This is a genomic window from Halomonas fontilapidosi, from assembly GCF_014192285.1.
In the GTDB taxonomy this organism is placed as follows: domain Bacteria; phylum Pseudomonadota; class Gammaproteobacteria; order Pseudomonadales; family Halomonadaceae; genus Halomonas; species Halomonas fontilapidosi.
Genome location: NZ_JACHXQ010000001.1, coordinates 377,447 through 388,997 on the forward strand (window position 1 = coordinate 377,447; position 11,551 = coordinate 388,997).

At 62.7% G+C, this 11,551-nt stretch carries 7 protein-coding genes; 3 read left to right on the plus strand and 4 right to left on the minus strand.

What is annotated here, in order from left to right; all coding sequences use genetic code 11:
* Positions 1–80: 80 nt before the first annotated feature.
* Positions 81–4,064: an EAL domain-containing protein gene (locus FHR95_RS17075; protein WP_246378296.1), complete on the minus strand. Its 3,984-nt coding sequence runs from the start codon at positions 4,062–4,064 to the stop codon at positions 81–83.
* Positions 4,065–4,340: 276 nt separating this feature from the next.
* Positions 4,341–4,568 (minus strand): DUF2835 domain-containing protein, encoded by a 228-nt coding sequence (locus FHR95_RS01800; RefSeq protein WP_183313370.1) that lies wholly within the window; start codon positions 4,566–4,568, stop codon positions 4,341–4,343.
* An 87-nt stretch (positions 4,569–4,655) separates the two neighbouring features.
* Between FHR95_RS01800 and FHR95_RS01805 the strand changes: the two genes are divergently transcribed.
* Both FHR95_RS01805 and FHR95_RS01810 read left to right on the plus strand, forming a co-directional pair.
* Entirely contained in the window at positions 4,656–5,432 is a 777-nt protein-coding gene (locus tag FHR95_RS01805) for a putative metalloprotease CJM1_0395 family protein (protein ID WP_246378299.1), read from the plus strand.
* Positions 5,433–5,573: 141 nt separating this feature from the next.
* The gene (locus tag FHR95_RS01810) at positions 5,574–6,116 is read left to right on the plus strand and encodes a FlgO family outer membrane protein (protein WP_183313127.1); all 543 of its coding nucleotides are present in this window, start codon (positions 5,574–5,576) and stop codon (positions 6,114–6,116) included.
* Positions 6,117–6,124: 8 nt separating this feature from the next.
* Here FHR95_RS01810 and FHR95_RS01815 read toward each other — a convergent pair whose 3' ends face one another.
* Both FHR95_RS01815 and FHR95_RS01820 read right to left on the minus strand, forming a co-directional pair.
* Positions 6,125–7,114 carry an OmpA family protein gene (locus FHR95_RS01815; protein ID WP_183313128.1) on the minus strand — a complete coding sequence of 330 codons (990 nt, stop codon included), beginning with the start codon at positions 7,112–7,114 and terminating at the stop codon, positions 6,125–6,127.
* Positions 7,115–7,416: 302 nt separating this feature from the next.
* Positions 7,417–9,555: a methyl-accepting chemotaxis protein gene (locus FHR95_RS01820; RefSeq protein WP_183313129.1), complete on the minus strand. Its 2,139-nt coding sequence runs from the start codon at positions 9,553–9,555 to the stop codon at positions 7,417–7,419.
* 409 nt (positions 9,556–9,964) lie between these two features.
* On the opposite strand from FHR95_RS01820, the gene FHR95_RS01825 reads away from it, so the two are divergent.
* A complete protein-coding gene (locus FHR95_RS01825) occupies positions 9,965–11,479 on the plus strand; it encodes a methyl-accepting chemotaxis protein (RefSeq protein ID WP_343065154.1) in 1,515 nt (504 codons plus the stop codon).
* Positions 11,480–11,551: the final 72 nt, after the last annotated feature.

Consider the following 11,551-nt stretch of genomic DNA (forward strand, 5'->3'; position numbering starts at 1 on the left):
GGAGTGATCCCCAACCTCTGAAGACAAGACTAGCCCCTTCCGTCGGCATTCAACTCTTGTTGTGGCTGAAGACGGCAACCCTAATCGCCCGAGTGAACCGGTTGGCGCTCCAAGAGAAATTCGATCAGCGTTTCCAGGGGCATGGGGCGTGCGAAGTGGAAGCCCTGGAAGAGATCACAGCCATGCGTCAGCAGCAGCTGGTGCTGAGCCTGGTGCTCGATGCCCTCGGCGACCACCTGGAGACCGAGGTGATGGGCCATGGAGATGATGCCCTGGATGATGGCGGCATCTTCGACACTATGCGTGACCTCACTGACGAAGCTGCGATCGATCTTCACCGTGTCGATGGGCAGGTTCTTGAGGTAGCTGAGACTGGAGAAACCGGTACCGAAGTCGTCGATGGCAACGCCAACCCCCATGCCCCTGAGGGCGTGCAGGGTGTCAATGGCACTCTCGGTATCGTTCATCAGCACCCCTTCGGTCAGTTCCAGCGTCAGTTGCGGTGCCGGTAGCCCGGTCACGGCCAGGGTCTGGCGCAGGTTGCCGAGAAAGCTCGAACGGTGGAACTGCAGTGGCGAGAGGTTGACCGCGACGTCTAGGGTGTCCTGCCCCGCCTGGTCGAGCATGCGCAGATCCTGGCAGGCCCGGTTGAGCACCCACTCGCTGATGGAGATGATCTGTCCGGTCTCCTCCGCCAGCGGAATGAACTGTGCCGGCGAGACGTAGCCGCGCCGCGGGTGGGGCCAGCGCAACAGTGCCTCCACGCTTGCTACCCGCCCCTGGCGATCGATCAACGGCTGATAATGCAACTCGAAGGCCTGCGTGTCGATGGCCTCCTGGAGCTCATTACGCAGCGCCACGCGATCGCCCAGTCGGTGGGTGATCTCGGGGGTAAACCACTGGTAACCATTACGCCCCTCCTGCTTGGCCCGGTACATGGCCATGTCAGCCTGCTGAATGAGCTCGAGCGGCTGAGCGACCTCCGTGTTGCTGACGGCAATACCGATGCTGCACGACAGGGAAAGCTCATGCTCGCCGACCCGGTAGGGCCGCGCAATGATCGTCAGCAGCCGCTCGACCACATGCAGCGCCTGCTCCTCATTGTGCAGATCGGGCAGCAGTATCACGAACTCGTCACCTCCCAGCCGCGCCAGGGTGTCACCCGCGCGCATGGCCGCAGACAACCGCTTTGCGACCCCTCGCAGCAGCTGGTCGCCGATGGCGTGGCCCAGGCTGTCGTTGATGGGCTTGAATTCGTCGAGGTCGACGAAGAGCACCGCCAGCAGCTGCCCCTGGCGCCTGGCCAGTTCGAAATCATGGGCCAGTCGATCTTCGAGCAGCGCCCGGTTGGCCAGACCCGTCAGCGCATCGTGACTGGCGTGATAGGCCAGGCGGGCCTCATAGGCCTTGTGTTCGGAGATATCGTGCTGGATGCCCACGTAGTGGCTGACCCGCCCCTCTTCATCGCGCACCGGGGCGATGAAAAGATCGTTCCAGAAAGGGGTGCCATCCTTGCGGTAGTTGCACAGCGTGACATGCACCTCACGCTGGTGGGCCAGCTGCTGACGAATCTGCTGCACCACTGCCCTGTCGGTCTCGCTGCCCTGCAGGAAGCGGCAATTGCGGCCAATCACCTCCTCTCGCGTGTAGCCTGTCATACGCTGGAAGGCGTCGTTGGCGTAGATGATCGGCAGGTCGGGTTCGGCGGCGTCGGCGATCACTACTCCGTTGACACTGGCTTCCACCCCGCGCTCGAGAATCCGTAGCCGGGTCTCGTATTCGCGGCGGCGGGTCACGTCCTTGGCAATGCCGTAGACGCCCTTGATCCGCTGATCGACCACGACAGGCAGGTTGGTCACGTCCAGCCAGCGCATCTTGCCGTCACGATTCGGAATCTGCAGCTCGTAACGGATGGGGTCCCCGGCCGCGGCGGTCTCGAACATCTGCTGAACATGAGCCAGGTCGTCGGGCTGGAGGAACTCGGCATAGTGCGCACCCAGCATCTGTTCAACGCTATAGCCGGTCAGCGCAGCACAATGCGCGTTGGCCGCGACGAAGTGCCCCTTGAGGTCCAGTGAAAACACCGCATCCGGGTTATAGGCGAACAGCGACCTATAGCGCTGCTCGCTCTCCCATAGCGAACGTCGATCCTGTTCGCGCTCCACCGCCAGCCCGACCAGATCCACGGCCTGACGAAATATGTCCAGCTCGTCATCGCGCGGACTCGCCGGTTGGCGGTAGTAGGTCGCAAAGGTCCCCAGTAGCCGACCGTCGCTTGCGATCACCGGATAGGACCAGCAGGCTCTGAGCCCCTCACGGGTCGCCACAGTCCGGAATCCTTTCCAGCGCGGGTCGTGGGCGAGATCCTCGCAGACCACCACCTTGCGGTCGTGAGCCGAGCTGCCACAGGCACCGATGCCAGCGCCCACGGGAATCGAGCGCACGGCGTCGCGATAGCCCGTCGGCAGGCTGTTCCCTGCCACCAGGCGCAGTACGTGGCCATCATCATCGGCCAGCATGATCGAGCAGATCCCGCCATTCAACTGGCTCTCCAGCATGAGACAGATGGCCTCGAGGATCTCGTCGAGTGGCCGATCCTCGGCAATCATTGCCTGGATAGCCTGATGCTGTTCGAGCTGCTCCCGCGCGGCGATCAGTTGCCGCGAATGCCCCAGCGCCAGCCTTGCCATTCCCAGGCTGAACACCAGCAGATAGCTCAGCACCAGGCCCCCCAGGGCAACTGCCGAGGGCACCACACCGGCCTGCAGCCAGCTCGTCGCGCCGCGGGCCTGTACCGATGGGCTGAGCATCGGCCCACCCGGCAGGCCGATATGACGTGATGCCAGCGTGGCCGCGGGCATGACGTCATGGGGCTTCATGCCCGGCGCCACCAGCGAGGTGAGCACCGCATCATCGCGCGAGAGGTTGACCTGAAAGCCGCTCAACTGGACGCGCAGCTCATGCTTCAGGAGCGTGGCCATGTCCAGCACGGCCACCAGCTGCTGGTCGCGACGAGGCACCGAGATCGCCATGATCGCCAGCGCCGGGGCGTTGTCATCGGGCAGCGTGATGCGCGGCTGGGGAAACGGCATGCTGAGCCAGTCGCTAACGCGCTCGGTGTTCGTCCACTGGACCAGCCAGCGCTGAAGCTCGTCGCTACGCGCCTCGCGCCAGCGCCACGTCTGCCGGTCATCGAGCAGGCCGATGACCTCGAGACTTGGCGTATCCCGCAAGTGGTTGGCCACATCGCGGCCGAGCACGGCGGGTTCCAGCCCATCTGCAGAGGCGTCCAGCCGCTCGGCCATGCGCTGCATTAACGAAAGGTGCGACGCCATCACCTGTTCGGCATTCAGGCGGATGTTGTCGAGCAGGTTCTCGGCATGAAGGTGAACCCGCTGTTGCTGCTGCCAGCTGAGCAGGGCCCATGCCAGGCTGCTGACCAGCACCCCCGCCAGGCCTGCCATCACGGCCGCCCGTCCCAGCTTGATTTTCCGCTGGGCTCCACTGACACCCGCTGCCAGCATGGCGGCACCGAAAAGCAACATGAACATCGCCACCACCAGCGGTGATGACGTCATACCTGACAGAACGTGGCCCTGCGCCGAAAAATCGTGCAGCAAAGCCAGCAGGACACTGCCGATACCCAGCAGGAGCGAGCCCACCGTCAACCAGACGCCCCGCTGTACTCGCCCCTCGACCCCCGACAACAGACAGCCAGCCACCACCACCAGGATGGTGGCTAGCCAAGAGGATAACCGCGGCTCTGCGGACAGCCAGGAGACACCCACCTGGCTCCCGCCTGCCTCGGCATTGTGCCCCAAGGTATAGAGCATCAGGGCAAGCAGCGCGCCACCGGCCACGAAACGCGCCTGCTGCCAGTGCTGCACCACGGCCAGCAGGCCGACACCGGAGAGGATGGCGGCCAAGGCGGCGTCTGGTACCAGCAGGGTTTGCAGGGAGTTAAGCAGTCCCTGCACCACCCCCGCCAGCCCCATCAGCACAAACGCCGCCGAGACCATCAGCAGCCAGCTATCCAGGGCAATATCACGGGTCTTGAACGGCATGAATGGTGTGCTCCCTGCGCGGTGGCGACGACTGGCCAGGCCTAGACTAGGCCCGTCATCACCTTATCGTTGTGCCCCTAATGGTGCAGTGCTTCGCGCGAGGACACCAGACACTCTCCAGGCACCAAGCAGCACCGGCATTCCCTATACACTCCCCAGGATATCGGCCTTCGACCTCACAACTTGATGCACCAAGCGACGGTAGACCCGTCGTCACACGCGCCATGCCCCGCCTGATGAAGCGCTACGTCGAGCAGACTGGCAGCAGTGGTTAGATCAACGCACCCCCAGCCGCGTTATCGAGCAGAAGCGCCCCGCATCGGTGAAGGTCAGTCGAAAGCGGCCATGCACGCCGTCGCGTGTGACCACCCGCCTCATCGCCTCGGCGGGAAACAGCACAACACGCCCATCCAGGCTACGCGTCTGCACGTTGGCTACCTGGCCGGCATAGTGCGACAGGCAGGCCTCGTATGAGAGATCGATGATCACGTCGATGCTGGGCATGGTCGCCACGGACTTGTCGTTCTGATGGAGATCGCTAATACTTTACCATTAACCGCCCTTGCTGCAGGGCATTCATCGGAACCCGCTATGTTCGCGTCCACCGTCGTTGGTCCCATTCCGCTTCCCGCCCAACAAGGCGTGTCGGGCACGATGCACGCCTCGGCGCAAGGGGGTGAGGCACGCAACGCACGCGGAGAGGCTGCTAACGCCGAGACCCGGGCGGGTCGCGACACGCCACGTCCCACGCAGGCGGACGACGACAAGCACGTCACCCCGGGCGACAAGCCAACCAAGCCCGGCGCCGAGACGCTGACCGAGGCGGAGCTGCGCCAGGTCGAGCAGATGAAGGTCACCGACCAGGAGATACGCCGGCATGAACTGGCGCACCAGGTTGCCGGCGGCGCCTATACCGGCGGCGCCAGCTATTCCTACGAGCGCGGTCCCGACGGCAAACGCTATGTGGTCGCGGGTGAGGTGCCCATCGATTACGGCCCCGTACAGGGTGACCCGCGCGCCACCATCGACAAGATGCAGCAGGTCATCAGTGCGGCCCTCGCCCCGGCCGACCCCTCCCCCAAGGATCATCAGGTGGCGGCGCGTGCCCGCGGCTACATGATGGCCGCCCAGCTCGAGATGGCCAGGCAGCAGGGCGAGATGGATGGCGCCCGCCGTGAAGCGCAGTCGGCCCAATCCCCCGTGGGTTCCGCCGATACTCGGCAGACCGGCAGTGACGCGCCCCAGCGCGCTGCCGCGTCTGACCGCCTCCAGGCAGAGCGCACAGCGGTTGCCGAACTCAGCCAGTACGACATCATCGCCCGCACTGCCAACGTCGGGGCTCAGGAAAGCCTGCGCAGTCTCGCCTAACGCCGATCACTGGATGCATCCCGGTCGACACGCCACTCCTCGACAGTGCCCTCCGCCCAAGGGTGACGAGCCAGGCCTGCTTCAAGTTTGTCGGCGTCTCGCCGATCAATGCATCGCCTTTGTTCTGGAGATGTCGTCATCATGCCCTACCCTCTGCGCCTGGCCTGCCTGCTGTTGCTCATGCTACTGAGCCTGAGCGGATGCGCTCGCCATGAAGGCGCGCTCTACAACGCGCCGCCCGCACCGGGGCTCGCCGATGCCCTCGATAAGGCCATGCGGGACATGGTCGAGGCCTTCCCCGAGCTCACCGATCAGGGCCCGCTGATCGCGGCCTCGTTTATTGACGTGGAGGGGGTAGAGCCGCCGTCAGCCTTCGAGCGCATCGCCGCAGAACTCTCGGCATCGGCACTGGCTCGCGCGGGCATGCCGGTGCACGACGTATTGCTCGACGGCCGCCAGCTACGGCAAGTGCGCGGCGGCGACGGCCTGCTATCTTGGCAGGTCCGAGACCTGGGGAACCGACAGGATGCCGATGCGCTGCTGCTCGGCACCTATGCCCGAGGGCATGAGCATCTCTACCTGGCACTGCGCGTGGTGGAACTGCACAGCGACCGCATCCTGGGCAGCAGCAGTCTTGCGCTCAAGCTCGATGGCGATCTGCGAGAACTGCTTCGCCCGCGCTGACGCGACGCTCAGCGCGTCTGAATCACCACCTCCACCCGACGGTTGCGGGCACGCCCCTCGGCGCTAGCGTTGCTCGCCAAGGGGCGCGTATCGGCGAGCCCCACGGCACGCAGGCGCGATGGAGCGATGCCGGCCTCCACCAGCGCCTCGACGATGGCAATGGCCCGGGCACTGGAAAGCGCCCAGTTGGAGGGGAATCGCTCGGTATTGATCGGCTGGCTGTCGGAGTGGCCCTCCACCGCGACTTCCCCGGGGTGACGTTCAACCATTTCGCGCAAGCGCTCCATGACCAGCGTGCGCCCCTCCTCGGTCAATTCCGCCTCGGCGGTGGGGAACAGCAGGCGATCCTCCACCCGCAACCGAATGCCCTCGGGAATCCTGGAGACTTCCATGCCCTCCAGGTCTTCCAGATACGGGATGCTCTGAAGCGATTCGGCCACCCGGCGCGCCCCGCCAATGGCGCCCGGGTCGAGCTCCTCGACACCCACGGGGGGACGATCGGTCAGTACCAGCAGGTAGTCGGCCAAGGGCCGGGCGGGATCATCGGCCGGCATCACCAGACGCGGCCAATCGATAGCCGCGTCGCCAGACGGCACGTCAATGATCGTGGCGATGTCGGGGAGGGCCAGCATCGGCGGCGGCGTTTTACGGGACGCGGGCAAGCCGGCCACCCCGAGGGCGGCCGAAATCGCGCGGGGCGACAAGGTGCCGTTCGGCACAGGCTTGATGCGTCGACGCTTCAGCACCTGTTGCAGGGGCTCGGGCAGCGGCACACCGAGGTTGCCCTGGACGGCGAGAATGCTTGGCGATTCCGCGACCGCATCCTCAGCCCCGTCGCCCTTGCCGACCTCGCTGAGCGTGATGATCAGCACCAGCAGCGCCACCAGCAGCGTCATGACGTCGATATAGCTGACCATCCAACCGCTGGCATCTTCGTCCGGCGGCAAGGGGCGCATCAGGTCGTCGTGGCGGCCCCGGCCACGGTGCTCGTCGATCATGCGCCCTCCGGGTAGAGCTCAGGCAAGTGGCAGAAAGCCGCCAACCTTAGGCGCAAGCGGGGCCAAGCACAACCACCCGCGGTTGCGGTGCTTCCGCAGCGATCCAGTTATATGGCAGCCCAGAGCGTGGTTTTACCCTGAAATACGAAGACGGCACACAATATCATTCCACCCGTGATAGCTCGCTGATAGACCTGGATTCAGCAAAAAAAGGCAACGCCCTGAAGCGGTGCCCTTTATCGATACAAATGCCAACGGGAAATAGCGCTGCTAATCACCTATCATGTCGTGCACTTCCTTAATCAGAAAGATTCCCACTGATCTTCCACCACCGGCGTTACGCGATAGTTTTTTTGCGTCTTACTTCCTTTAACTTCATCAATCGCCGGCTGAGATAGCGTTTCTTTCGTCAACGGATGTTCGTTCGCTACATTCGCCGCATCAGCTGCTGAGAGAAAAGCCTGCGCGCTATGGGAAAGTGCCAATATCTCCTGACGCAGCGACTCGGTAGAGGCATTATAAGTATGCATGGCCACAGAACTTTCCTGAGTGCTCTGATCAATCTCTGAGATCGCTTGGCTGATCTGGCCAATCCCCTCATTCTGCTCGGTGGTTGCTGCGCTAATCTCACCCATGAGATCGTTCACACGTTGGCTAGCCAACCTGATACGCTCCATGGCGTGCTCCGCATCGGTTGCATGCTTTTCGCCATTGCTGATTCCATCTTGAGCACTCTGAATTAAATCCTGAACTTTCTTGGCCGCATCCGCCGATTGGCTTGCCAGTTTACGCACTTCTTGAGCAACGACGGCAAAACCGCGACCGTGTTCACCGGCACGTGCTGCCTCCACGGACGCATTGAGGGCCAGGATGTTAGTTTGGAACGCAATAGAATCGATAGTACCAACGATACTGGCCATGTTCTCGGCCTGCTGGGTAATGTCCCTCATGGACTCCCCCAGCGACTGCATTATGCGGCTGGCATCATCAACTTCCTTGACATTACCCACAGACGCTTTGCTGGCCAGCTTCGAATTCTCGGCACTCTGTGACACCGTGGAGGAAATCTCTTCAGTGCTGGCAGCCGTTTCCTGCACGGCAGACGCTTGTTGCTCAATGCGGCTGCTCATCGACAAATTGCTCTCCATCAATTCGTTGACGGAAGGACGCACTACGCCGACGCGCTGATTGACTTCACCGATCAAGAAACTCAGGGATTTTCGCATAAAGTTGAGCGAATGAAGCGTTTGCCCTACTTCATCTCTGCCGGTTTCAGGCATATTCGATTTAAGGTTTCCCGCCGCCACCTGCAATGCGAAATCATTGGCCTTTAACAAGGAAATGCGAATGTAGCGTGCCATACGCCAACCCAGTACCGCTACCAGCAAGCCTCCCAGAAGCGCTATCAGGCCAAAGGCCAAAGCCAGCTTTCGCTCCTCTATGGGCAGATCGATTTTTTGCTGGCTTGACCACTCGGCTAACCCGGCATGAAGTGCTTCAAGTTCACTGGTCAGTCGTGGAGACTGTTGATTCTCGAACCCCTCGAATACCGACCTTGCCTCTTCGAAGCGTCCGGCCTGCAAATGCTTATGTACCGCCACCGTGACTACATTGATCACATTATCGAGCCGCTCCTCAAGCTCATCACTGTACAGCACATCATAAGCATCCAGTGCTTCCTGCAACGCCCCCCACGCAATTTCGAGTTCGCGTGCGTTCTCAGCCAAGCTTTCTGCTGCTGTCCGCGCCTCGTACCGACTCTCGGCCTCGACAGCAGCATCCATGTCACGCTCGTTTTGCAGTAAATGCCGTTCAAGGCTATAAGCCTGACTGCGGAGCTGTAACCGCTCAACGTCTGCTGCCTGCTGATGGATCAGGTAGCCACCGCCAAGGCCCGTAATACCCAACATCACCAGCGTCAGAATACTGATACCACCGATACGAGTGCCAACGGAATGGAAATTAATACGGCGCAGACGGCTGAATAAGCCGCGGCGATACCACATGCCACGCCACACCAGGTACCGGCCTTTCCCCTGGCGGATATCGCGATAAACCTCCTCGGCCATGCGTACTTCGTCGTCATTCGGCTTGACACGAATGGACGCATACCCCTTCACAGCGCCACCCTCACTCAAGGGAACCACATTGGCTCTAACCCAGTAATGATCACCGTTCTTGCGCCGATTTTTGACCAACCCCGACCAGAACCTGCCTGATTTCAGGGTATCCCACATATCCTTGAAGACGACTTCCGGCATATCGGGATGGCGTACGATGTTGTGGGGTGATCCTAATAATTCTTTGAAATCAAAGCCACTGACTTCAATGAAACGACCGTTCGCGTAGGTGATGTGACTGTGAGTATCAGTCTTCGAGATCAACACATCGTCGGGGTCAAGTGGGTAGTTCACATTCGTAACAGGGCCGTTGTCGCGCACTAGGTGCCTCCTGGGGCATGGCTTACGTCATCAATCTTGCCGAGGATCGGCATACCAACTCCCGGGCATGCTGCCTGACGTTGCCTCGACATCTGCATGTGATGCCGAGCAGGCGTATGACTCGGACCAGATCCTTTCCTAAGCACCTAGATCGGTAGGCTTGCCGGAGACTTTAGGGAAAATTTTACATTTTTCTAGATTTGTACATGTATTGTTCATGAGAGGGATCCATCGAGGCGCCGGGTCCCCGTACGGCGCAGAGCATGCGGTCGATCCCCGCCGACCCGATCGACGGGCGTTGACGTCTCAGCAGCAAGCGTAAAGATCGTGATGCGCCGGCCGATACAGCGTAGAGAGGCGGTCGCTCTGTTGACGCGCGCCCCCCGCTCAATCGACAAGAGGCAACACCGTGCCCTCACAGCAGACTTCTCCCCCCAGCCCCCGTGCCGGCAACGATCATCGGCGCCGCATCGACCGCCTGATGTGGATGCCCGCCGGGTTTCACCTGGCGCTCTGCCTGGCCGTGGGGGCTTATAGCGGCACGCTGCTTCTTGCCATCGCCTTCGGCGCCATCGCCTTTCCGCTGGTGGCCCTGCTGCAGTGGCGGATGCCGGGCCATGGCATCAACGGCTTTGTGATGGCGGCCCTGTTCATGGGGCTCTCGGCGCTGCTCATTGAACAGAGCGGCGGTCAGATCGAAGCGCATTTCAGTATCTTCATCATGCTGTCGGCGCTGATCCTCTACAGCAACTGGCGAGTGATCGTGTTCGGCGCCGCCGTGATTGCCGTGCACCACGCCCTCTTCACCTGGCTTCAGTATCTCGGTGCCGTCAGCCTGTATGCCGGCATGGGCGAAGCCGGCCATCAGGGGGCCGCAGCGCTGCTTGTCTGCCTGGCACAGCATGGTGGCGCCGTGGTGGCCCAGGCCGTGGTGCTGGGGTATCTCGCCCAGGTGCTGAATCGCATGGTGCAGGACGGTCTGCGAGTCGCTACCTTCGCCGAGCAGGCCGGCCAGGGGCGGCTGGATATCGGCTTCAGTGAGGCCGAGCGCCGCCGCCCGGCCCTGGCAGCCATCGATTCCATGCAGCAGCGCGTGGCGGCCACCCTGCTGAAGGCTCAGGATACCGGCCAGGAGGTTGGCGCCTTGAGCGATGCCTTGTTCTCCGGCCAGGCCAACCTGCGCCTGCTGGCCGAGCAAAATGCCGCCCAGGTGGAGCGCGTCTCGGCCAGCGCCACGCAACTGAGCGCCACGACACGCGAGAGTGCCAGCGAAGCCAGCCGGGTGCGCGAGCTAGCGGGCACAGCAGCCGACCAGGCGCGTGGCGGCCAGCAGGAAGTCCTCGCCCTGCAGCAGGCCATGCAGGGGCTGGAAGCCAACGCCGCCGGCATCGCCGAGTTGCTGAGAGATATCGACGAGATCACCTTTCAGACCAACCTGCTGGCCTTGAACGCCTCCGTGGAGGCCGCCCGAGCCGGCGAGGAGGGCCGCGGCTTCGCGGTGGTCGCCGGCGAGGTGCGCAAGCTCTCCCAGCGTACCCGCGATACTGCGGAGCAGATCCGCTCGCGCATCCGCCAGAACGACGATAGCGTGCAGGCCGGCGTGAACCGCACACGGACCGCCGGCGACGCCATGGCCAGAGTGCTGAGCGCCTTCGACGAGGTCGCGCAGCGGCTGCGCGAAATCGACGGGGCCAGCCACCAGCAGCATCAGGGCATCGAGGAGCTGGAAGGCAGCGTACTCGAGATGCAGGCTTCTCTGCAGAAGTCGTCGAGCGCGCTGGACGGCGCCCATGCCACCGCCGAGAAGCTGGCCGACGCCGCCAGCGAGCTGATGGCGGCAGTCGGCTCCTTCACCCTTGGCGTCTCCTCAAACGAGCGCCCGCCGGCAGCAAGCCCCCGGCGGGCGGCCGATACGGTCGGCTGACAACTCGGCATTGCCTCTCCCCTCATCGCTTCATTCCCACGTCGACTCGAGGGGTGTGGGACAAGGCTGGGG

What these genes read in the sequence shown, in the direction of transcription:
- FHR95_RS17075 (WP_246378296.1), bottom strand. Translation starts at nt 4,064, where the DNA reads ATGCCGTTCAAGACCCGTGATATTGCCCTGGATAGCTGGCTGCTGATG.
- FHR95_RS01800 (WP_183313370.1), bottom strand. Translation starts at nt 4,568, where the DNA reads ATGCCCAGCATCGACGTGATCATCGATCTCTCATACGAGGCCTGCCTG.
- FHR95_RS01805 (WP_246378299.1), top strand. Translation starts at nt 4,656, where the DNA reads ATGTTCGCGTCCACCGTCGTTGGTCCCATTCCGCTTCCCGCCCAACAA.
- FHR95_RS01815 (WP_183313128.1), bottom strand. Translation starts at nt 7,114, where the DNA reads ATGATCGACGAGCACCGTGGCCGGGGCCGCCACGACGACCTGATGCGC.
- FHR95_RS01810 (WP_183313127.1), top strand. Translation starts at nt 5,574, where the DNA reads ATGCCCTACCCTCTGCGCCTGGCCTGCCTGCTGTTGCTCATGCTACTG.